Source organism: Shewanella sp. 10B, from assembly GCF_023475885.1.
Taxonomy (GTDB): Bacteria; Pseudomonadota; Gammaproteobacteria; order Enterobacterales; family Shewanellaceae; genus Shewanella; species Shewanella mangrovisoli.
In genome coordinates, this window is the sequence record NZ_JAMDJO010000011.1 from 35,247 (window position 1) to 58,588 (window position 23,342).

Annotated in this window: 22 protein-coding genes; 2 read left to right on the forward strand and 20 right to left on the reverse strand. The window is 43.6% G+C overall.

Annotated features, from left to right (window positions below):
- Positions 1-443: 443 nt before the first annotated feature.
- From M0415_RS20260 to M0415_RS20330, 15 genes are all read right to left on the reverse strand, one after another.
- Positions 444-779 (reverse strand): hypothetical protein, encoded by a 336-nt coding sequence (locus tag M0415_RS20260; RefSeq protein WP_123115252.1) that lies wholly within the window; start codon positions 777-779, stop codon positions 444-446.
- Between the two features lie 3 nt (positions 780-782).
- Complete coding sequence (locus M0415_RS20265) at positions 783-1,115, reverse strand: hypothetical protein (protein WP_086903432.1); 333 nt, start codon at positions 1,113-1,115, stop codon at positions 783-785.
- The gene (locus tag M0415_RS20270) at positions 1,112-1,474 is read right to left on the reverse strand and encodes a hypothetical protein (RefSeq protein WP_123115251.1); all 363 of its coding nucleotides are present in this window, start codon (positions 1,472-1,474) and stop codon (positions 1,112-1,114) included. The genes M0415_RS20265 and M0415_RS20270 overlap by 4 nt, the downstream gene beginning before the upstream one ends.
- 248 nt (positions 1,475-1,722) lie before the next feature.
- Positions 1,723-2,190 carry a hypothetical protein gene (locus M0415_RS20275; RefSeq protein WP_123115250.1) on the reverse strand — a complete coding sequence of 156 codons (468 nt, stop codon included), beginning with the start codon at positions 2,188-2,190 and terminating at the stop codon, positions 1,723-1,725.
- A gap of 9 nt (positions 2,191-2,199) precedes the next feature.
- Positions 2,200-7,209, reverse strand: coding sequence for a helicase-like domain-containing protein (locus tag M0415_RS20280; RefSeq protein ID WP_249556665.1), 5,010 nt, complete (start codon positions 7,207-7,209; stop codon positions 2,200-2,202).
- 482 nt (positions 7,210-7,691) lie between these two features.
- Positions 7,692-8,474 (reverse strand): PRTRC system ThiF family protein, encoded by a 783-nt coding sequence (locus M0415_RS20285; protein ID WP_123115248.1) that lies wholly within the window; start codon positions 8,472-8,474, stop codon positions 7,692-7,694.
- 69 nt (positions 8,475-8,543) lie between these two features.
- The gene (locus M0415_RS20290; RefSeq protein ID WP_123115247.1) at positions 8,544-9,320 is read right to left on the reverse strand and encodes a hypothetical protein; all 777 of its coding nucleotides are present in this window, start codon (positions 9,318-9,320) and stop codon (positions 8,544-8,546) included.
- A gap of 57 nt (positions 9,321-9,377) precedes the next feature.
- Positions 9,378-9,659: a BRCT domain-containing protein gene (locus M0415_RS20295; RefSeq protein ID WP_086903426.1), complete on the reverse strand. Its 282-nt coding sequence runs from the start codon at positions 9,657-9,659 to the stop codon at positions 9,378-9,380.
- 182 nt (positions 9,660-9,841) lie between these two features.
- Complete coding sequence (locus tag M0415_RS20300; protein WP_123115246.1) at positions 9,842-10,168, reverse strand: hypothetical protein; 327 nt, start codon at positions 10,166-10,168, stop codon at positions 9,842-9,844.
- A 5-nt stretch (positions 10,169-10,173) separates the two neighbouring features.
- Positions 10,174-10,911 carry a hypothetical protein gene (locus M0415_RS20305; RefSeq protein ID WP_249556663.1) on the reverse strand — a complete coding sequence of 246 codons (738 nt, stop codon included), beginning with the start codon at positions 10,909-10,911 and terminating at the stop codon, positions 10,174-10,176.
- 50 nt (positions 10,912-10,961) lie between these two features.
- Entirely contained in the window at positions 10,962-12,191 is a 1,230-nt protein-coding gene (locus M0415_RS20310; RefSeq protein WP_123115244.1) for a hypothetical protein, read from the reverse strand.
- Between the two features lie 304 nt (positions 12,192-12,495).
- Positions 12,496-12,717: a hypothetical protein gene (locus M0415_RS20315; RefSeq protein WP_164489345.1), complete on the reverse strand. Its 222-nt coding sequence runs from the start codon at positions 12,715-12,717 to the stop codon at positions 12,496-12,498.
- Positions 12,718-12,733: 16 nt separating this feature from the next.
- Positions 12,734-13,090, reverse strand: coding sequence for a hypothetical protein (locus M0415_RS20320; protein ID WP_123115242.1), 357 nt, complete (start codon positions 13,088-13,090; stop codon positions 12,734-12,736).
- Positions 13,091-13,191: 101 nt separating this feature from the next.
- Complete coding sequence (locus M0415_RS20325; protein ID WP_123115241.1) at positions 13,192-14,895, reverse strand: PRTRC system ParB family protein; 1,704 nt, start codon at positions 14,893-14,895, stop codon at positions 13,192-13,194.
- Between the two features lie 411 nt (positions 14,896-15,306).
- Positions 15,307-15,534 carry a hypothetical protein gene (locus tag M0415_RS20330; protein ID WP_086903419.1) on the reverse strand — a complete coding sequence of 76 codons (228 nt, stop codon included), beginning with the start codon at positions 15,532-15,534 and terminating at the stop codon, positions 15,307-15,309.
- A 394-nt stretch (positions 15,535-15,928) separates the two neighbouring features.
- Here M0415_RS20330 and M0415_RS20335 point away from each other — a divergent pair, with 394 nt between their 5' ends.
- Positions 15,929-16,744: a ParA family protein gene (locus M0415_RS20335; protein ID WP_123115240.1), complete on the forward strand. Its 816-nt coding sequence runs from the start codon at positions 15,929-15,931 to the stop codon at positions 16,742-16,744.
- Between the two features lie 13 nt (positions 16,745-16,757).
- A complete protein-coding gene (locus M0415_RS20340) occupies positions 16,758-17,675 on the forward strand; it encodes a ParB N-terminal domain-containing protein (protein ID WP_086903417.1) in 918 nt (305 codons plus the stop codon).
- Positions 17,676-18,253: 578 nt separating this feature from the next.
- On the opposite strand, the gene M0415_RS20345 is transcribed toward M0415_RS20340, so the two are convergent.
- From M0415_RS20345 to M0415_RS20365, 5 genes are all read right to left on the reverse strand, one after another.
- Positions 18,254-19,348, reverse strand: coding sequence for a DNA polymerase III subunit beta (locus M0415_RS20345; protein WP_123115238.1), 1,095 nt, complete (start codon positions 19,346-19,348; stop codon positions 18,254-18,256).
- Between the two features lie 73 nt (positions 19,349-19,421).
- The gene (locus tag M0415_RS20350; RefSeq protein WP_086903414.1) at positions 19,422-20,357 is read right to left on the reverse strand and encodes a hypothetical protein; all 936 of its coding nucleotides are present in this window, start codon (positions 20,355-20,357) and stop codon (positions 19,422-19,424) included.
- Position 20,358: 1 nt separating this feature from the next.
- A complete protein-coding gene (locus M0415_RS20355; RefSeq protein WP_123115237.1) occupies positions 20,359-21,282 on the reverse strand; it encodes a recombinase RecT in 924 nt (307 codons plus the stop codon).
- A gap of 14 nt (positions 21,283-21,296) precedes the next feature.
- Positions 21,297-21,995: a recombinase RecT gene (locus M0415_RS20360; protein WP_086903412.1), complete on the reverse strand. Its 699-nt coding sequence runs from the start codon at positions 21,993-21,995 to the stop codon at positions 21,297-21,299.
- Positions 21,996-22,053: 58 nt separating this feature from the next.
- The gene (locus M0415_RS20365; protein ID WP_123115335.1) at positions 22,054-23,244 is read right to left on the reverse strand and encodes a PD-(D/E)XK nuclease-like domain-containing protein; all 1,191 of its coding nucleotides are present in this window, start codon (positions 23,242-23,244) and stop codon (positions 22,054-22,056) included.
- Positions 23,245-23,342: the final 98 nt, after the last annotated feature.

Here is a 23,342-nt window from a genome sequence, read left to right on the forward strand (position 1 = left end):
TATCTGCCCTACCCTCTTGGTTAAAACGCTAAAATCGACACCTATGGACTCGGTAGCTATATAGTTACTGATAAGGGTCGTAACCTCAGGTAAAACCGCTTTAGTAACAAGCCAAGCAGCTGCTGTACACCCAAACAAAGGGGCGATAGAGATCAACAAATTAGTGATATGCGAATACCACCTCAATCGGTAACTGTGATTAACATAGCCCAATGAGCCATCAGCTGCAGGTTCGTAAAATTTTACAGATTGAATCTTGTGGCCACAGAACACGGCGACAATCAAATGTGATAATTCATGAAGTGGAACACCGAAAATACCTATGATTGCGTAGACCGTAGGACCTGTTCGTTTAGCTAGTTGGTTTCTAAGGAAGATAATCATCGCTAGACAGAATACTGCTAGCGATGATGAAGAGAGAAAGTGAAGAATAGGTAGGCTCATTACTGGTAACGGTTATTGCAGGGACATACACCATTTCGATATACCAATTGCCATGCCTCCTCTAGCACTTGTTTGTCCAGAACCAGGTTTAAATCCCGGCCGAGTAAATCGTTCACGGCCCTACCACTGATCGCTAGAATCTCAAATTTGTTACTAAAGCCATGAATAGCAATTTTCTTATCTAGTTGTGCGAGTGTCAAACTACTGAAGGACTCGTGCATTAGCTTAGTGATCTTTTCGGCCAAGTGACTGGCTTTAACATTACGACGAATGTACTGTCTGATTTGCATTTGAGCTTTATCGGCAAGTAAGAACCGGCTTAAATCATTGTTCATTTGTCACCCTATCCTGATGTTTTGGTATTCATGTTCTTTTGTTTTTGGGTGACATCGATGACGAAATTGATGAGATATTGTCAGATCTTTTTCTATGACACTCAACAAGTATTGCCATTGTTCACCATCGTTATCGCAAACAGGGTCATTACCGTTCAATTCTAGTGCTGCTAGTTGCCTCCACTTAAACGTTGACGCGCCGGCAAGCAAACCGGATGCAAATTGACGAATGCTCGATAGCCATAAAATTCCGACAATTGACAATAGCATATTCAAGGTCATCAATAGTGCTAGCAGATCACCAAAATTGGCCACTTTTGAGCAATCGTTCTTCATGCTGGTTCCTTTTTCGCAGTACAAGCGTAAACCATATAGCCATCGCCTCCAGGCGCGGGCATAACTCCATAGTCAACTACTAGGCAATCTGAGAGCAATTTGAACCTACCCTCAACGAGTGCTTGATGATCTTTAGATCTAATGGCCTTTGCTTCGCTTGCATACGCTTTCCCTGTTGAGGTCACACCTACGAAATCAACACGATTATTAGGGTTCTCAAGGTTGTGCCATTGCTGATGTAGCCAGGCGCTCGCAGTTAGCCTCGGGTTCTTGTAGCCTCGACCGACGATTGTCGCTGGGCTAATTTGACGGTTTAAAAGTTGGTTCAGTAAAAGCTTGTATTCATCAACTGTTTTCATAGTCATACCTGTTTGTAATGGGTCTATGGTTAATAACTTAAACGAGGTTGAGAAACCGGCAACCGCACCTAGTATTTAGTGTTAAAGGTTCGCAATTGAGATTTGGCTTTCCTTAAGCAAGTTTCCCAGGAGAGGCAATTGCTTGGCTAATTGCTCGAGTTGCTGAACTTCTTTAGGTTTGAACATAGCTGCCCCTTTTTTCATTGTTGTAGAAAAATCTTAAATTGACCGATCATCAAAACTCATCGTTACTCTGCAACACTGAAAACCATTCGAGTGTTCAAATCCACTTCTACTTTATCAAAAACAGCCAGTTGACCTGCGCTGTTGTAAACGCCCGATAAAGGCTTGGATTTTGATAAATCTACGTTATCTATCGCTAAGATATATCCGCCTCGGTTAACTGCAATCACTACGCACGTTGTTGTAGCTGGTCGCTGGAAAATGGTTGACTCCGAGTTGTGGTTTGGCACTAAAACACTTAATGGTTGTTCTACTACAACGGAAATGTGAGGATCATTTGCAATAGTCTCTACCAGAGCTAAGGCAACCTGTAATCTCTCAGTACCGTCAAGCAATGATGTTGAGCTGCCTCTTTGGGGGCACCGATAAACGAAGTATACCGGCGCGGTACCCGCTTTTAGTTTCTGGTAAATTGCTAGATTCCATGTGGAAAGCGAGTCTGTCACTTTCGCCAAGAAAATAATCTTGATCATATTTAACGCCTAAGCTGCAAGGTCTGTTATCACTATATCGTCAATATCATTACCCGCATCTGTATCACCTTGCCTCTCTAGTTCGCTAATTGCCTGTTTTAGCTCGATCATGCGCTGTTTGCATTCAAGCAGTTGGTCTAACTTATCGAATCGTCTATATTTGTGGTCATTAGCCACTGCTAAACGAGCCACTTTAGTTGAAATCTCAGTGCTAAAGCGTTCAATTTGCTGATCAAAGTTGGTGATAAACGAGTTAATTGTATTGAGGATTTGTCGACCGATACTAGAGGCCTTGGACATATCCAAAGAAAATCTGTAATCAGTCTTACTGCTCGCGATTAATGAAACGCTGCGGCCCTCAACTTTAGCCGATAGCTCATATCCTGCAAACTTCCCTAACTTGATGGTGCGGTCTTTATAAAAGCCCTGGCTTATAGATTCCAAGGTCGGTGCCAATGTTTCAGAAATATTGTTCGCGGCCTCTGTGTATTTATTGAAGGTTAAAGAGGCATCATTGATGTAGCAGAATTGGTCACCTGCTTGCACAGTATGGTTACCAGAGGCCATATCCTGGGTTACACCATCAAGAAGGCGTTGATATTTACTAATCGCCATTTGGGAGTTCTCAATTTCCCATGAGGCATTACGCTGATCGCGAATATAGGCGTTACGTTCTGCGTCTAGGCGTTGAATGGTTTTCGTGAGTGTGACCATTTCAAGGACAAGTGGAGAGCCCGATGTTTCGGCTTTTAGCTCCGCAAAGGTGAGTTCAGTATTTGAAATATCATCTGCAACAGCTGAAATTGTGTTAGCGCTATTAAACGCCGAGATAAACTTTTGTTTGTTCTCTAGCACTTGGAATAGGAAGCTATCAAGGCTGTTCTTAGTCGCAATGAAAGTTACATCGAGCGTGAAGGTATCAGGGTTCGCTTGATATAAGAGGTTACCCTGGCGTATGCCCCGGCCTAGTCTTTGTGTGAGGTCTGAGGGGCGATAAGGGGCATCTAGAACAGTGATCCCTACAAGTCGTTGGTTTACGTTTGCACCACAGCCAAGCGTTGAAGTCGACGCCACAATGACACGGTAAACACCAGTGTTTAACTTGCTATATAGCGCTGTCTTTTGCAATGGCGTTTTGAAATCTTGAGCAAAGACAATCTCGGCGGGATTTACGCCTTGAGCGATCAGACCTGCTTTGATCTGGTCATATACACAATGGCGCCCGTCCCTATTTGGCACCCCAATATCAAGGAATATAATTTGGGTACCCTTTTCAGCGGTGGTCGCATGGTATTTTTCAGCGGTGATCTTAATACAGGCTAGGATCTTGTTGCCGCACTCATCAACCGGTGTGTGAGGCAATAAGAGTCGCATATCGACACTTGCTTTTTTAGCTTCACTCATTATAACAAGCATGTTGTCATTTTCGATTGGCGAGGCCTTAAAGTTTTTGGCTCGTTTGACTAGAGATTTTGAGTAGGCGAGCTGTGCTTCTGTCGCCTCTACAACCAGCTGCCGAGGCATACCACCAGTGACGGGGGGGATTGCAGCATAGAGCTGATTGTTATGAATGAGCTTTGGCAAATATGCCGCAAGCTCTGATTCATTAACACAATCAGCGATTGACCCCCAAAGGGCTTGCAATTCGGGCAGATTAGCAAATTCGCGCAAGCGGGTAACTGTTTTAAAGCCTGCACCAGTGGCGGCGACTTCAAAATCACTGCTGATTTTAGCAAAGCATGATACAAAGTCATCGATAGATTCTATTCCTTGCGCGAGCAACAAATCTTCATCTAGGTATCGTATGAACGTATAAGCCTCAAGTAATGTGTTAGAAATCGGGGTACCGGTTGAGAAATAAACACCAAGGCCATTCTCATTTTTACGTTTCAGAACGTTGATCTTTAAATACCAGTCCCATGCGCGCTTACTACCTGTGGGGGTACCACATCCCCGGACATTGGTTAAACGAGAGCTTTCATAGGCGAGATTCTTAATATAATGAGCTTCATCTAGTACCAGCATATCTACGCCAAGATCAGAGATAGACAAGCCCGATTTACGTTTGTCGGTCCCGAGTTCTAACAAGCGCTCTTTGAGCTTGGCTTTCTTATTTTCGATACCCTTGACTGTGAAACGCGCATCCGATTTTTTAAGATTAGATAACGCCGTATCGAGCTTGGTCAGTTCAAATTCGATAATTTCCTGCTCGATATCATCATCAGCAGGGATTGAGGCGAAAGATGACTCGGGGCAAATCACGACTTTCGCGCCCGTTTTAAGGCGCATAAGTGTTGCTTTACGTGTGCTAGGGCTCAAGTCATCCGGCGATAAAACCGTGATTTGGTCTTGTGGGTATAGTTGCAAGTAACCAGATGCAAATTGGCTTGTTAGGTGATTTGGAACAACAATTATACAGCGTTGCTTAAGGCCTAGTCGGATTGACTCATGAACCAGCGCGGCAATGGTAAAAGTCTTCCCGGCTCCCACTTCGTGAGCAATTAACAGACGCCCCTCGCAAATAGCGCGATAGACGGCGTTTAACTGGTGGTCGCGTAATTGGATTGCTTGATTGCTGTCTGGCAAAGCGAGTACATCTGCAGACGCGTTCAAGCGCACCAGTCGGTTAAACTTCTCGTTATAGATGCTCGTCAATTTGGCTTGAATGTCCGACCGTTCCAAAAGAAAAGCATCCCATTCTGCCAAAATCTTTTCGCTGTTTAGTTCGTTCTCTAGGCTTGCTTGTTGATCTACGACCCGGCCCCCGTTTTCCCCCTTGAGGGTGACCTGAATGGATCGGCCATTCATTAGACAAGGGAAAAGCTTACTAAAACGATAGGCAGAGTCTGAGCCTAAGCGCGTTTCTAACTGGTACGGTAGGCAGAACAAATGGAAATGCCATTGGTTAGCAGCATAGGTTATGTCAATTTGAGTGTGACTATGAAGTTTGTCACCGCACAGCAATGTAACGAACTCACGATAGACGTCAGCAGGAACCCAGGACGCGCCTAAATGTGTTTTAAACTGGTCAAAGGTTACATCAGAAGGGATCACTGGCATTAACGCAGCCTGATAGCGTTCTTTGACTTCGTTAGAGCAACTAAGACTCGATACGGCTGCCAGTTTTGATTTCACGTCACCGGATAGAAAAACGTTTTTGGTTACCCATTTGCCGTTATCGTTAAAGATAGACAGGCCTTCATTGTTATTTATGAATTTTGATTCGGAGATTGAAAGTAGTCTCGCGCAATATGCTAGATCGATGAACCCGTAGACATTCATCGAGGCTATTAGGGCATCTTCTACAGTGTTTGCAGATGTCGGCGCAGACCATGGCATCAGTACGCGCTTTGAAAAGATTTCTGCTTTTTTGGCGCTAGCTTTGACGGCCTCGATCCCAAGTTTTTTTGCCGCTGCCTGGGTTAACCCTGCGTTGTAATTGACCTCAAGAGATAGCAAGTTGTAGTTAGTTGGATCTAGTTTTGCCACTCGCTGATTAGCGGTATCATGGATAAAACCATGTGCTTTGACAAAGGCGTCGTAACGGTCGTTTAACTCGGCCCTTAGAGTGTCGAATTCATCTTCTACATGATTGTTTTGCTCTGCTTCTAACAAGGTCATTAAGGCGTGACGAATACCGCACATTTTGATAAGGCGTAGTTTGGCGGTGCCAGTGAACTCCGTATCTTTCCAACTATCATCCTCAGCCAGTTGGTAAACTTCACCATCTGAGCCAACAGCAAAAGACCCAATGCGGCACCCGGCCTTTTCTGTGATCGTTACTTGTGGGTTTAAAGCTGGTGCTATGCTGGTGGCTTCGGTGATACGGCCCTCAAATGAAAGCGGGGCAAATAGCGCTTTTATCGCTGTTGTTGTGGCACTTTCGAAGTGGTCATCACCAACGCAGTGAACATTGTTGCCCTGAAACTGCGACAGGCATTTCATTTTGCCGATGATGCGATCAGGGTTATCAATAAAATATTGATTTATGAGATAGTCGTTTTGTTGTTCATCAGTAACGTTTACTGATTGCGTCCAATTAGGGTTTGAGTCTGCGCCTTGCTCAAATACCAACACATCTACGGTGGCGTTTGCGCCCGTGGTGACTTCAAAGACTTGTTTAGGTAGACGAACCGCGCCTTTTAAAGTCGCGTATTTAGCAACTAATTCGCGGCTTTTAGATAATTTTGCATCCATGAAGGAGCGCGACACGATAGCAATCATCCAACCTTTCTCGGCAAGCAGGGAAGCGCCACGAGCCATGAAATAGTTGTGCAGGCTTAGACCACTGAACTCAGTGTTTTGGCGGTCAAAAATAGGCGCTTGGCCGAATGGTGGATTATGGAAAATTACAGACTGTTTTTTAAGCTTGGCTTCTTCGAAGCCACAATTATGTACCTGGGCGCTTGGGTATAGTTTTTCTAAAATTGCAGATGAAATCTGATCTTGCTCAACAAGATGGATTTTGAAGCTATCCACGAGTGATTTAGGCATGGTGCGGATCAATCCACCGACCCCAGCTGAGGTATCGAGAAAAGAGCCTGTATCGACGCCAGAAGCTATCAGGCCGTCATAGATAGCGGCAGATAAGAAATCGGGCGTATAGAACGCTGAGAGCGTCGATTGCTGCGCTTTCTTGTATTGCTCTGGTGTGAGCAGGCATTTTAGCTCGTTGTAGCGTTTAGCCCACTTGTCATTGTTTGGATCGAATGCTTGAGGACAAGCGCCCCAGCCGACATATTGAGCGAGTTTTAATTGATCGTCGTGGGTGGCTTCTGCTCCTGCTTCTTCAAGGTGGTTAAGCGTTTTAATAGCGGCTACGTTGAGGTTATAGCGAGTAACCACGCCAATTTTTTTAAGAGGGAATCGCGCAAAGAAATCGTTAGCCTTTACTTGAACTCGCAAGTTGGTTTTCTTATGTTGCTGTGATTGCTGAATAAACTCGGCTAGCTCGGCTTGATCACCAAAGAAAAAGCCCATTTGACCGCCAACGTATTCGATATTTTGCATTACACCCATAACGTTTTCATCATCTGTAAATCAATCTGAGTACAATGAAAACACGGTTTGAAAATTCGGCTACTGCGCGGGGAAAGGTGTTAATTAGCGAGGAAAAATCATAGTTGCGAATGGTTATCGAAGTGGTATTGGTGAGGGCTCATTTCACGTTAAGCAAGCTTTGGTGGTAGCCGGCCAGGTTCAGCATTTGGGATGACACACGGATAAACAGACATGTCGCTTTAGGTAGTGTTTGCGCGTAATGATGCTGGTGGATTTAGCTGGATGGTTAAGTTTGAGGCGATAGTCTTAACACTGGGGGATTTGAGGAGTTATTCACTCATCCATTGCATAATCAGATAGGGCTATATCAAAGGCAGCTCTTGCTGCTGCCTTTGCCTGCTCATTGTTGCTTTGGTTTAACTAGGCGTAGTCAGTAAAACCGAAACCTCTAGCGGCTTGTTCAGCCGCGTTGTGAGCACGAGCGATTTGAGGGTTTGAGGTCATTCGTTAACTCCATAGCCATATACAGCCCACACCTGCGGATCAATTTTCATTGGCTGAACCGATGCGCTCAATACATCAACAAATGCTCCATGATGCTCGATCTTGGTATATCGAAGTAGTTGCCAAATTATTTGAGTGGCTTGAGCTGACACTGCACGATTAACGCCGAAGTCTTGCTTCTGTAATGCCATTTCAGTTGAGCAGGAAGGCTGATCTTCTTTGTTGTCATCAATCTGCTCAAGCATGGTGTGGTATAAGTCGTATACGTTGGGTAGTCGAAAGGAACTTAGTATTTCTGGCGTGGCATGACCGCATACCACTTGACCATCGTGCTTACCATTTCCAACATCGAGCCATAATAGCTCGGACTTATTTTTGCTGGAAGCGAAGAACTGTCCAAGTTCCACTCTGAATGATGCCTTATCGACCGCTGTAATGATAAGGTGATAGTCATTTATGAGAGTCTTATTTGGGGTAAAATAGTTTGGCTGTGCTTTCCATGCTGTGCCCCCAAAGCTGTTAAAGCGATTGATCAACACTTCTGCCTTGTTCTGGCCTATATCACCCATGTAGAAGCACTGGCGCCCCACATTGAAGATAGAAACATCATCACCATCAAAGAGGGTTAGATCGATATATACTTCCTGATTTGATAGCTGGCGTAAGAGTGAGTCCATCTGGAATAGCTCAGTGGCTATCTGGCTACCGCTGCCGCCTGCGCCTATGAGGGCGATTTTAATTGGCTTATTCAGTAGTGAGGGGCTTAATGAATAGTGCATGAGTCTTTACTTTTAAGTTAGTGATACTTAAAGGTAAAGCTGTTTTGGTAATCCGCAACCGTGTTGGAATTACTGCTTTGAGTTGATGGTCATAACTTTCCAATCTTGCTGAGCAACCTTCCAGAAATTCGAATTGAACTTCAATGTTTTTATAGAGAATAGTAAGGCGTAACATAGACGATTTAGCGTAGATGCAGCATAAGGAGTCGTGCTTATAGACCACTGTAAATCAACATCTTTGATTGACTCCAATTTCCATGTTATGGCTTTTACATAGCGAGGGTTAGAGAGCAAAGGGGATCGTAGTTCTATCATGCGATTTTCATTGACCAGGTGGCAATATCCAGCAAGCCCGTTGAGACCGTGGATCACATTTTGCTCTGTACCGCTAAAATGAAGCTTAATAATCTCCATTGTCCCTGACTTTTCTACGCCAAACGATAGGCCGGACTTGTTAGGAACACCATCGAGTCGCCATGTGTTATCGGATTTCCAGGTAATGAGTACCGCGAATAGAACAAACAACACACAACACCATTTTTCAAATGGACTCAAGGTGACGACAACGATGCTTGAGGGGTGAATGTAATCATAGGTGTACCAAAACCCTACTAGCAGGAAGCCAATACAGGCGAGTAAGGTGCTTGATTGACGAATACGGGAAGGTACGGCATTGACCGATTGCAATCTGAATAGGCAATAAATAAAGCCCAACATCAGCAAATACATGACTTTATCTGGTGGCATAGGTTTATTGGCAATTAGTTCCAAAATACCTTCATAAAGGAACAGGACAGTGAAGATCGCAAAAAAACTGAATATGGTTGGTGAAAATCCGGTAAACATACATATTCCTCAACAACGAAAAATGGCGGCTGGTGGATACCACGCCGCCCTACCCTACTAACCGACCATCTGCTCGTACTCTGCTTCAGTAATGATCTTGGTTCCTTTAGCCTTTGCTGCATTGAGCTTTGTAGCTCCAACATTCTCACCGATAACAAGGTAATCAGTAGTACCACTAATCCCTTTTTGGACGTTAGCTCCAAGGGATTCAGCTTTTGCGCTCATAGCATTGCGGTTTTGCTGCATTTTGCCAGTGAAAACAAGGTTAAGTCCACGAATACTAGAACCCTGAACAGTCAGCTGCTTCAAGGGTTCCACGGTATCAATCACGTTCAGCATGGCTGTTAAATATGAAAAGTTATTAGCGTTATCTGCAATTCCCTGACTAATCGACTATGAGGTTAGTTTACCAAATCCGTCAATGGCTAAAAGATGCCCGGCGGTCAGGTTGGTGGCCTCCGCTATTTCGCGCCACTGCCCTACCCTGCTTTAACGTTCCCAGGAAAGCAGAACAATATTGGCTATTGTTTAAGACTGCTGATTGCCAATACTTTTTCTACAGCATTATTAAGCTGGCTGTACCATAGCAAGCATTGGGCATGTGAGGGCGACCTCGCCCATTGTTGAACCTGCATATTGGCGTATTGAGGGTGAACGCGCTCTAATCGTGCCAGGCGAGATAGGTGAAACAATGATTCAATAATCAAGTAATCCCATGATTCTACATGCCAGTAGCTCGCGTTTAGCTGGTAAATTTTAGCTAGCTTGATGTAATTAAAAGCCAAGCTTGATACTGTCAAATAAGGGGCTTGAGAAGCAAGTAAGATCGTATCTTCATCAATGATCATAATGGTTATGCCAGCTTGTTTATCAGTTCGTTTAACGTGATTCCGAGAGGTTGCAGTTCAGAGACTAGGATCTTGTCTCCTGCTTTCTCTTTCTTCGCGTAAAAGGCTTCAACACTTTGGTTTTTGCGTAAGACCTGCTTGCAGTTTGAGTGAGTAAACCGAGTGTTAAAAAATTCTTCCTCGATTTGTTTGATGGTATCAGCGCTAATTTGGCTTGGCATTTTCATTGAGCCAAGACAGACTCGGCAATCTTCATAAACATTAAAAAACGGCGAACGATAAATTTTTGTGTTCAATTCTGGACGCTTGTTAAACGGTAGTGCGTACACAGAAAGCGTTGAACCAATCGTTGAATAGAAGAACAACAGTGGCGGCAACTGGACTTTATAAGCGGTAGTCGTCATGTAAAGGGTTCGGGTCTGGCGTGATGTGTGCCACATGATTGTGTTTGAGTTTTTAAGCAACACATTTGAGGCCAGAAATCCTTTTTGATGCGGGTCATGCTTAAATTGAGGCTTTACAGACAGGTTATTGAGAGAATCTATGAGATCTGACGCTGAGTGGTGCTGTGCAATCCCAAGGGCGCCGTTTATTACATCGTGACGCGTGATATAGGTTTTGGTGCCGCTAGTGTTACCATGAACCACTAAGGCGAATTGTGGGTTAATCTCTATCTCGTCTTTGATTGAATGACCAATGAATTGTTCAACAAGCGTATTAGTGTTAGTTTGCAGGATATTCATTTTTATGCCTTATCTGAAATTTGGTTTAACTTAATGGTATCGTCGCTTCGCTACTCGGCAACTGAGTTCAACACAGTGAACATCAAGGCCACGATGCACGAAGAAATAGAGTAGTTATGGAAAAATTGCTCACAGTCTTGTGAGAATACCAACCCCAACGCCGCTTCCTCCCCTCTTTGCCAAAAATCTTCGGTGATTGCGTCTATGACTTCGGATTCTGCTTGGTGGCCATAGCTAAAAAATAGCTGAAACTCTGATTCGGTATCCGACTGATTTTCAAATGGGAAATGAACCTTCCCAATGTTGCTCTTAAAATATGAAAAGGCATTCAGTAACGGCTTTAATGCTGGGTGGCTTTTCACTAAACCGCCCATTGCGCGCATCACATCATCATGTTTTTGCGCTCTATACTTAGCGACTACTTCCTTATGTTCTTCTAATTCTACTCTGTTGATAAGGTATTCGACGCCGTAGTCAGTAAGAAATGTTTCAACATCATCATCAAGTTTTAATGCCTCTACGAGTTCTTCTATCGTGTACTCAGGATGCTTATTGATATATTCGTAAATTGGCTTAATGCGGCGCAGTAATTCTTCATCCTCGCCAAATGTTTCTTCAAGAAACCAGTTTGCAGAGAAGTCTGTCAGTTCCAATATCGGGGCTTCAAACTGATATGGCATAATGCTCTCAACAAAGTAATATAACCCGGTCTTTAATCGTGGATTAAAGCGCAACCATTCAATATCAAAGTTAGTGTTATAGGCTGAATTAAAGGTGACTCTTGGACTAAGAGTGTTTTCATAGGAATCACCGTGAAGCCTACTGTCCAGATTGATCCCAAACTTTAAGTCAGCCATTCCGTTTCGGTATGAAAGCGCATCATCGTAGCCTTTTAAGAAGGATTCCTTTTCGCTTTCTGGCCAATCATTGATAGCAGACGCTATGATCTGCCTAATTGCTTGATGTTGTGTCTCAATAATGGTTTGCACTTTGCTTGCAAACGGGTTCCATATTTGATCCGTTAACAGTTCACAGATTTGAACTAGCTGTTTTGTTGGATCTTTGATAGCAAGAGTCTTTGCTACCTCCGACTGTGAGCAATATCCTTTCTCAATACCGAATTGCAACATATCCGCGATAAATGAGGAATTTTTTAAAAGTCTTTGGTTTTTGGTTGAATTGATCGTCTTTACTTTCCCAAGTTTAGGGGCGCTTAAGCCTGTGGCCTTACTATGCCAAATGCGGTTAACGTGGCTTAATCTTGGTGGGTTGACGCTCATGGTGAACACTCTTATTGCTGATTAATAGTTCAAATTTAAACCCCTTTTGAGATCCCGCAACCCTGAATAGACGGCAGATTGTTCCGCACTAAAAGCAAAAAAAAGCGTCTGATTTTAATCAGACGCCGATAGGTTAACCCAATGGAGGCACATGCCTCGACTCGATGTGATGGGTTCTAACAGGTAACAGTTTAATCTTGGTAGCGAGCAATCGGTAATCCTTTACGCTGCTCTCTGCCTTCTTCTGTTTATCCAGCGTTTTTTTGCATTTCTTTTTCCATGCTAAGAGGCAATTATCCATTTTTTACCCCTTGGTTTTAACGGGTATCAATTGAAACTCATATAGAATTTCGGTTGCGTCATCAGACAATACACCGTCCTCGGCATAGAGCCGTGTGTGCCTTATCATCGGGAACTGTTGGGTAAGAATGCGTTGTACTTCCTCTAGTTCTGCCGTTGGCGCAGGGTCGGCGATCACTGCTGCACCTATTTTAAATTTTCTGATAATCGTAGCTGCTGAGATCATGGTTAGCTCCTTATCCCTAAAGTGATTCTTCGTCATCTAGTTCAGTGTCAGTCTCACTCTCCTTTACTGAGTCTGAGAACGCTGGTTCAACAGCTGGGGTGCTTTGAGGTGCTGTTTGGGTCAGTGGCGCTTGAATAATCTCGGCACTTTCAGCGAGATTGAATAACTCGTTTGTCAGCATCATATCAATATCACTGAGAGAGCCAGTAACAACGATTGGACGTTTGAGCAATTCGGCTAGCTCACCTGTAGCAGAGTCTTGAACTTTGGAAGTCAGTACCACTCTGGCCTTATTGTTACCCAAAAATGCGATTGAAAAGTTCAGACGTTCAGCGCCACCAATTGTGTTTAATTGAGTTAGTTGATTAAGCATGGTCAAGTTCTCTTTCGTTCAAATAAGTAAGTTGATAGGGTCATCTTGCCCTACCTTCTTGAAGCCGCAACTGCCCCCGACTTATGCCGAGGGCGTGTTGGTTACTTGATTAATTTGATGTATTCGTCAGGAGCGAAGCCTCTCCAATCAAATTCTGTTTTGAGGATTGTCTCGATGAATTTGCCCTTGCCAGCACTTGACGCCTTTTTAAAGCTATTAGTTTCTTTGCTCTCCATAGCCTTATCAAAACCAGCTTTGATACAGAGCGCGGTTAATGAACCAACAGTATATTCATTCAAAATCTCTTTAGTAGGCGTCCACTTGGCAATAGCTGCCGCTTTTGCGTGTTCAGAATGGGTTATGTTCTTGATCATCATCTGAGTGAAGTCTAAGCCGCTGTTACTATCTTCTTTTGCGAGGAATGCGATCACGTTTGCAATCTCTGCTTTTAACACTGCTGAGTCAGCACTTAAAGCTTTTGATAGATTGGTGTCGAAGGTTGAAGCACTATCAAAATGGTTGTTGCTTGGCTTGTATCCTGATGCCGTTCTACGCAGAGCTGCGTAACTTAAAGCCAGATGGAATTGTTCTTGAGGTAGTAACAACTCAGCAGATACCTGACGAAGCATAGCCTTATTTGTTTCAATCACCTTTTTGGGGATTTGGCAGCTTACAGTTTGCGTTTTTTTCTGGTTAGTTTTGTCCGCTGATTTCTTTGATGAAACTACGTCTTTTGAGACTGTGGTAATTTCAACGTCAAGGCTCTCTGTTGCTTTTTCATCTTCAACAATGGGAGGATTCAATGCAGCAACACACCTGTTGAAGCATAATTTGTCAATACATTGGTTTTGGTAGGTTGTCCCTGTAACGCGACCGAGGCGGTCATCAATCAAGATCACTCGCTTATCACAAGCCTGACAGCCAGTGTTAAACTGATCTTCTCCTACTGAAATGGCATCAACGGTGTTTCTGTCAGCTTCATCAATCTGTTGAATTAGTAGCACTGTGCCGTATTCATCTTTAAGTTCTGCTGTTCGTGTTTCAAGCCAGCTTGCAGTTTTATCTTTGAAGCAGTTCAAGTTTGAGCAAGCTGCTTTATGGTCATCTAGCCCAAACAGGCCAGACTGTGCTGCGCTATTATGTGAGCAGGTATTACACTCATTGGTATCGAACTTAGCGAATGAAAGGTACTGCTGGCCTTTTGATGCCCGTTGACGCAGATAAGAAACAGTCCATTTCTCAGTAATGATCTTCTTCAATGTGCCTTGTTGAAGTTTGGTAGAGAACGGGGCTAATAGTAGAGCGTGGCCAACCGTGATTGTACCTTCGGTTACAGCACTTAATACTTCTTCACAACACTTTAGTATCTCGATCCGCTCATTTACTTTTCGCATTGGCCAACATAAACGGTCAGCAATTGCTTGGCGATCACCATTGTAGAATGCAGAGAGTTGCTGTACCGCTTTGCATTCATCGACTAGGCTCAAGTCCTCTCGGTTCAGGTTTTCTTCTATCTGAGCTTCAATTGCTTCTGCATCAGACATGGGTTTTATCAATGCTGGAATGTCGTGCAGCCCTAGCTCTACTGAACCGTTAAAGCGACCAAAGCCAGCAACAAGCTCAAATCGGTCACCAGCAGGGCGAAGTAATACTGATTGTAGTACCCCCCTTTTTTGGATGCTTTTTTTCAATTCGTCAAACTTCACAGGGTTACGCTTGCTGCGATAGTTACCGAATACAACCGGGTCTATCTGGCTGAGAGGAATTCTTGTGTTGCTTGTTTCTGTAGTCGCTTGCTCGGTCATTTCGTCACCTTTACATTCGTTTATTTGTTCAGATGACTAAATGTTCTCACTAGTTTTAAAAGGTGCAACTGTGCCAGTAAGACTGAAAGTTCATATTTGATTGAATCTTCAATGGTGTACCATTGTTACTTTGTAACTATCAATTTCCACTGTAGATATGGAAATTCTGGGCGAGGGGAGGGAGGTCTAATCCGTATTGGTAGTCATCCAAATTTTGTGGAACATGTTCAAGAATATTTATTGTACGTAAAGCATAAGGTTTCCTTTAGGCTGTTATCTCAATTTAACAGCCCATTTCTTTTACAACGCCTCGGTGACACAATTAAACGAAGCGCCCCAGGGCGCTTCTATTTTATTCTACGTGATTCTTGATTACTCAACTTTGAGGGGGGTTCTCTATCTATAAGACTTTTAGCCTGAGTGATTTTCGCTTTCACTCATTTCTTGGCCATCTACAGTATTTGCGAGGGCAGGGGTGACTTGAAGTTTTCCTAGTGAACAATTCAAGTCAAACGATACATTTTGATTGAATGCTATTGATAGAAGAAACCTTGAAACTATGCTCATTGTTTCGATCGTTCCTAGATTGACCAAACTTTTTGCCAGAGTTTCATTCAGTTCTTGCTTGCTATTTGCCATCTCTATTACTCCTTTTCAAAACTAGTTGATATTTCCAATCTTGAGTCAGGGTTAATAACCCGCAACCTGGTGGCTGTGTCAGACGCGTATGACACTATGAGCAGGTATTCAGAGTTCGTCAGGAGATGTCAGACGCGTTTGACACTATGAGCAGGTATTCAGAGTTCGTTAGGAGATGTCAGACGCGTATGACACTATGAGTAGGTATTCAGAGTTCGTTAGGTGATGTCAGACGCGTATGACACTATGAGCAGGTATTCAGAGTTCGTTAGGAGATGTCAGACGCGTATGACACTAATTGCAGTTATCCAGAGTTAGATAGGAGATGTCTCACGCGTATGACACTCGTTGTTGCTACAGATGTTTGAATTCAGAATCAGAAACATAAAGTATAATGAAAAAACATTATGTTTGTACAAAATGGATGTTGATTGTGAAATCGTATGCCTTTATTATGAGTTATCGAAAATCGAGGGAGTTTCAGAAAATGGCAGTTATTTTGTTAGCAAACAAGAAAGGCGGTTGTGGTAAGTCTATGACAGCGTATGGTTTAGCGGTCGCTGCGGCACATAAAGGGAAGAAAGTGTGTTTGGTTGATTGCGATACGAATGAAACCTGCCATAGCAATGTACGTAGACGGAATGACTACAATGAACAAAATGCAGAGCAAGAAGCGAAGCAGGTGCCATTCATCAAAAGCGAACTGAAGCGTCCTGACGATAATATTGCTAAAGATTTGCAAGAGTTAGATACATTTTACGATGTTGTGGTGGTGGACACCGGCGGATATGAAAACCGCGCTTTCAAAACAGGAATAACTGTCGCTGATGTGATATACATGCCATTTCAACCCTGCTTTGCTGATATGGAGCAGTTGGCGCCTACGATTAAGGTTATTGCAGAAACAGAAATGTTTATTCGTAACTCAGTGCCAGATTACAGTATTGACGCTCGTCTGCTTGTGGCTTTATCGCAACATAATGGCCAGGATCTCATTAAATCGGCCAAAGAAGAAGCTAAGTCACTTTTGCCTTATTGCAGCCTTTCCTCATGTGTTATTGGATTTGTGAAAGCTGTTCAGCAGTTACAACCGTTTGGACTGGCACTAAATGATGCAAAACACCCTAAACGCGCTATGTATGAGTTGTTATTATCTGAGGCACTTGGTGAAAGAAGCGTTGCATATCAACGTGGTACGCAATTAGATTAAGGTTTAGTGAAAAATGAGCAAAGCAATCGATCTAGGGCTGATAGAGCTAGCAGCAAATACGGCAAGGTATCCATCGGAAGAACCAGGTAAGCAGCAACCTGGAAACAATATTACTAAGAAACTACCTTGGAAAACGCTAAAAGGGTTTAGAGTTACAACTAACGCAAGTCAGACCACTCTGTATGAGGGGAACCCGCGTAACTTCGGCATCAAAGATATTAGCGATTTACTTCCTCTTATCAAGGAGACTGGTGGCAATAGTCAGGCTGTTGATGCTCGAATGGTTGGCAATAAAATTGAGGTGATAGCTGGTTCCCGTCGACGCGAATGCTGTATCGAGGCGGGTTTTCCTTTGACTGTAGATATTTACGAAGATATGAATGATGATGATGCTGATTATCTTGCTGCAACAGAAAACAAAGGCCGAAAAGACATTAACGTCATCACGGATAGCAATTATCTAAGATATAAATTCCTTAAAAAACAATCATCTGATAAATCACTAACAGTTGAGATGTTCGCTAAGCAACACAAGATGAGCAGACAGACAATGCAAGACCGCTTTGCGATCGCCGCTGTTCCGAAGCTGCTACAAAATGGTGCTAAACAATCAGATGCTTGGACTCTAAGACAGGCGATCAAATTAAAGACGTTGTGGAAGAAGCTGTCTGAATCCGGGGAAACAGAGGAAAGCTTGAAAGCAAATGCTAAGCTCAAGATACCTGTGACAACGCCGTCCATGATGCTCTCGCAGCTGGAATTGTTAGCAGAAGTAGAAAAGCCTGTAAATAACCAAACGACAATAGGAGTAGGTGAGGGCAGTTGGGTTTTAAAACAAGACAAAAAGGGTAAGTTGAAGCTAACAACTAGCGCCCCTGTAACTGAAGCCCAAATGGAACAACTAGTAAGTTTCATTCAATCACTGGAATGAAGGTACCAACAGACGCCCTTCTTCAGGCTAAGTTAGTTGCAGATTGACTTAGACACAGTACCCCCTGTTGACCGCAGTTTTTTTAGACGAGCGTTAGGGGTTGCGGAAAATTTAGCCTGTGCGATGATGTACTTAGATGAATTGAGGAGGGTATTTGTAATGTTTGTATGGATAGCCCTAGTTGTCTTTTTCTTGTATCTAGTTTGGTGGATAAATTGCTTGCGTGATAAGGGCGATACTGAAACCAAGGAAAACAAGACAGAAAAAGGTAAGGTCTCTGTAGCTCCACAGTCAAAAAATAGCCATTCTAACGATGAGTGTGAAAGCTCCCTACTTATTGAAGAACTGTCAGGGGCTCCACTGCTTCTTAAAGGCCAACCCTTTAACAATCCATCTAAGTGGTCGGGCTACAGAAAATTCTAGATTCATAACTTTAGAGGCCGTTCAACCAGAGCGGCCTTTTTTAATCTTCTTATTTCCCCTTAGTTACAAGTACCTGTGTATTTAAGACATTCATATCCGAAAAGCACATCTTGTCCAAGTCGGATGAACAAGGTTCATCCGGGTCTGGGGGGCAATCATACGCGAGTGGGCATTATTAGCGTGGTAAGTTCTTCAATCTCGCAGCATAGGAGAACAGCATTGTTTCCATTAGGGTAAATTCTTACGAACTCTCCTGATTGCCTTGCGAGCGCATCTGCTAGATAGCTGGCATTGAGGCCTAAAGTTAATGGTGCACAGTGGATTTCTGCATCCATATCCTCAGAAAACTCATTGTTCCCAGAACAGGCTACAGAGATGGTCAAGGATGTATCGATTTCAAGTCGAAGTGCAGACAACTTTTCCAAAGCTGCTACTGAATGTAACCGCTGTACCAGACTTCGAAACGATTTTAAGTCAACCTGAATGTAGTCGTGACCAATTGCAGGGATCACGCGGTTTACATCGGGATAGCTTCCATCCCCCAGCGTGGAGACAATTGTGATGTCAGTGGATTGGAGTCTGATCATTGATTCACTGATTTCCATGATGACTTCCGTTTGGTTACTCAATCCCTGAGATAGAATCGCATTAAAAAGCGATAATGGAGTGAGAAAATGACCGCCCCCTTCACACGATAGTGAGTTACAAGATAGTTGAGACAGGCGGTGGCCATCAGTGGCGCAGACAGTAAGCTTCTGCGTAGCAGCTTCAATATGAAGGCTGAGATAGTTCAGATAGAAGCGAACGTCATTATTACCGGCAGCATAGCTCGCATAGTTGAATAATCCCGATAGGTCGCCAATAGAGCAGGTAACCTTTGTAAGACAATTATTCAGCTTGGGAGCATCTGGGTAGGCTGAGACAGCCCCTAGTTCCAGTTTTAAGCGACTTTTACCAGATCTGGCCAGCACATGGTCGTCGTTTAGCTTAAATTGCACAGAATCGCCGCTGAGGGCGTCTAGGACTGTATGAAGACGTTTGGCATCGAGGGTGAAGTTACAGTTGGACTTTATATTGCCTTCGATTTCAAACGAGATGCTCTGGGTGCCATTTGAAGCTCTAAATGTGACTAGGCCTGTCTCGGTAGAAGCGTTAACCAGCAATTGGTTAAAAATGGGGTTAATCTTTCCCCGTGCATGTTTGCAAACATTTTGGATTCGTGACTTCTGAGTCAGAGGAATAGTAAACATGAACGAACTCCTAAGTAGTTACAATGTTTACTATTTTCTCTAGCCTTTTTGAAGCGGCAACTGAGGGAGGTTTTTAGATCTCAGAGACCGATTCGTTGTAAGAAAGTCTTTGTAGGAAGTGGGCGTCGACAAATGCGTGGTTAGTTCCGTCTATCTTCATCATAAACTCTGCGTTTTGGTTATGGCTGAGCAACGATGAGTTTAAATGATAGATTTGGTGATAGTGACCATCTTTCATCGCGTAAAGCATAAGCTTACCGGTTGTGGGGTTCAATTGGGCGAACAGGGTCATCTTTATCCAGTTAGCGCAAAAGTGGTACTGGATGGAGCATACACCGCCAGTTTGAGAAAAAACGGCGATGATGTCTGTTTGAATATAGTCCTGAGACAGAGCTCTAGCATCACAAATGGAGAAATCATTAGAGGCTTTAACTCCAAGCTTGCAAATGTACTTGAATGGATCACCAGGCATCGGGAAGCTGTTGAACTTCAAGCTGAAGATCTTAATGACATTTCCTGAAATAATGGCCACCATGGTAAATGGTAGGAAAGCAATAGATTTCCTGTATGAAGAACAATATTGAACCAGAGAATCACTATCTAATCCTGTGTTGTAGCGGAGGTCCGAAATTTTAATGTGGTCGAAGCCGACATCAATATGCACCGGGATGTCTGTAGACTTAACCGGAATCCCTACGTCAGAAGGTGCTACTGTCGTTGTAGCGCTGTATGAGCAGTTTAATGTGTCATTACTGGGGTGTAGTTTGATTTCATTACGCAATTCAAAGCCTTTTTCTTCATATTCAAAGATCAGGCGCTCGAGCTCTTCTTTGACCTGGAACAGCGAACACCAAATCTTCTTGTTTTTGTACTGTTGGGTTCGACCATTGACCAGTACAGTGCGCTGGATGCTGTAGCAACAATCACCAAGGTTGACGAGCATTAGACGAACAATATTGTTCTGCGGCTTTTTAAGCACATAAACGTGACTCACAAAGGATTCAGCCATCTTAGAACCCCATTCCAAATTCATCGTTACACCATGAAGCAAGGTCAGAATCGTCCAATGCGAGGATAAGACTGTTTTTATCAGAATCGGAATTCTTGGCTTTAGAAGAGGGCTCTACAAAGGGAACAACAGTATTGCCTTGCTGTTGTTTGAACAGTTTATCTATCTGGCTAGGCTGCTTAGAGCAGCCACGATATTTGTGGTTGTGCAACGGCATCACTTTTCTCAATTCTTTCGCAACTTTGAATTGCTGGTCATGAATGCTGACCAATGTGTTGATAAACTCAGCGTGTTCAAAATTGTTATGAGCTGCAATCACTTTGATGCAACGACGCAAACAACTGAGTTTGTAGCACTCCATTTGCTTATCATCAGTGGTGTAAGGATTGACACCGTTTAGGCGTTGTTCCGAATTGGCTAATAGCGCCTGTCGAGCTTCGTCGAATGAGATTTGTGACATGAAGGATTCACCATTCTTTAGCGCGATAATGCAATACAGGCCTTGCAATTTAGATACTTCAGTGGCCGGGGTGTGGTAAACCATTTGTTGTCCATGATCGATTTGTAGCTCATCGTTTTCATAGACCGGGTTTACGATCACATTGGCGATAGCCGCGTGTTGCGTCAGCAGCTCTGCCAAGCCAACAAAGGTGTGGGAGATCTCAAACTCAAAGTTGAAATTGCATTCGTTATATTTTGCCTCAAGCGTGACATATCGAGGAGACAAAGATAGGCCTGCGTTTCTGTAAGGGTCAATAGCATTACTCAAGCTGTGAGGCATAACATCTTTGAGGCTATAGCAATCATGGCCAAACTCGAATGTAGGGCTTAGATCTGCTGTGAGTGCCTGCAAATCTTCACGTTGGCTGTCGTCGAGTGATAGCTGTTCAACAATTTGGTCTAAAATGTTTTGAATCATATTCATAGTGATCACCTTTCTTAAGCGACGGCTGCGAGTGCCTGTAAAGTCGTATCCATTAGGGTGCTTTTCATCATCTGGCGCCAATCTTTAGAAGCTCGACGGTAAAGTGCGATACGGCGCATTTCAGTAAGCCAGATCCCATTCCAAGGGGTATTACCCATTGTCATCTCAATCTGATTTTGCGCAATGGCGTCAAGTTCTTCGATGCTCATGTATGAGTAGTGAATGCTGCCGTTGGTTAAAACACTTCGACAATATCCACCGGTGCATAGCCCCCTAACAGCAGGGTCGATGGACAATGAAGTGACAAAATGCTCCACTTCGTTTGTTGATGGCTGTAAGCGGAAGTGATCTTGCTCATAGACCAGAGTTGCAGTGGCGTTTTGAATAACGCCGAACTTTGTCGCAATGGCAATTTCCCCGCGGTACCCAGGATGCAACTTCAAATATGGTTCAGCTGTTTCAACACCGGCCATCATCACATAGGCAAGCTTCTTGGCAGGATCAAGTGATAAACCAAGACGACAAAGAGTGACTAGAACCTCTCTCACAGACCAGGCAGCGGCGTTCACCATCGGTTGATACGAGTCCATCGAGCTGACAATTAGGTGGGTTAGGAACCCGATCTCTTCATTGAGGTCGATGGATTTATCCGCTTGCTGAGTAAGCAGATAATCAAAGTTTCTTTGGTATATTTCTTGAAATGGAATAGCCATATTTCTTTACTCCTAAACCTTATTACAATCACGATAACCGCAGTTGTGGAACCGGCAACTAAATCTCTATCACCCAAGTAGCTCGTGATTTAGTCAGTCCATACCAATTTTGCGTTTCGAAGGCATCTTTGAGGTCATTCAGTAAATCAAACATTTCCTCTCTAGATTCCATTTGCATTTTCTGAGATAGCTCATAGGTTTCGCAGTTATCGGCATCCTTATATTCTGTTGCGACGAAGCAAAAATATTCGACAGGGATACCAACCAGATTGGCGACATAGGTATAGAACACCTGTTGTAGGTCATAGCGAAGGTCTTTGACTTGATATGCGAACTTAGTTGGGTTGGTAGATTGAGTGGTCTTTAAGTCGACGGCAATTGCATCAAATCGAAGCCAGTCAAATCGAACTTTGAGCATCATTCCTGTGACTTTACAGCGAGCGATCACTGTCAACTCGGGGTAGCCATCGGAGAATAGCCAATCGGCCTTTGGGTGCGCTCGAGTGCTCTTTTCTACGCGTTTCGCGTCATCCCAGACAATATGATCGATAACGTGTTTTTCAACTAAATTTTCAAAAATTAACTGGTCTGGGCTAACAGCCAACAATTTTTCAATTTTCTTATCCCTAGTTAACGTAGTTGCTATTCCGTAAAGGTTGGCAACGCTGTTTAATTCATCATTTGTATAGATAAATGTCGGGTAATGCAGCCTTAGAAAATCGACGATCGCCTTTTCACGCAGCTTCTCAAAAATCGGCACGTTGGGGTCTCTCGCATGTAGGCGTTCAATCAATACTGCTTTGGAACCAGATACGGCTTCTCCTCGCTCCGCCAAGGCTTCTTTGAGTTGGTCAATACTCTCCAAAGGGGTTAAATCTTCAAAATCCTCTAGGACAGGATTTCGAAGGAACTTTCCATGGAAGTTATGAGGTTCAAGAACTCGCATGTGGCCATAAGTACCAGCATCAAAGGTGTAGGTTTGCTGCTTTGTTCTGGCGCGACAAACATCAGATAGATATTGTCGATAATAGTGATGACGCCCCTTGGCGAAGGTCTTTATGCCTGTAGAGCTTTGAGCATCGAGGGCGTGGTAGACCTCGTTTTCAATGTCGGTATAGATCCCCTCTACCAATTCGCCATTGGCATCAAGAAAGTTTGCCTTACCATTGCTGTCGTAGCCGGGCTGGACGAAATCAAGCCACTCATCGTGAGTACCTACTTGTTGATGAAGATTGATAGCTACGCTCATAAAACACCTGCCGTTTAATATTGGTTATGTCATTAGGATCTCCCTATTCTGAAAAGCCGCAACTGTCGTTAATTTCCTGAAATTAAAGTAATTTCGTC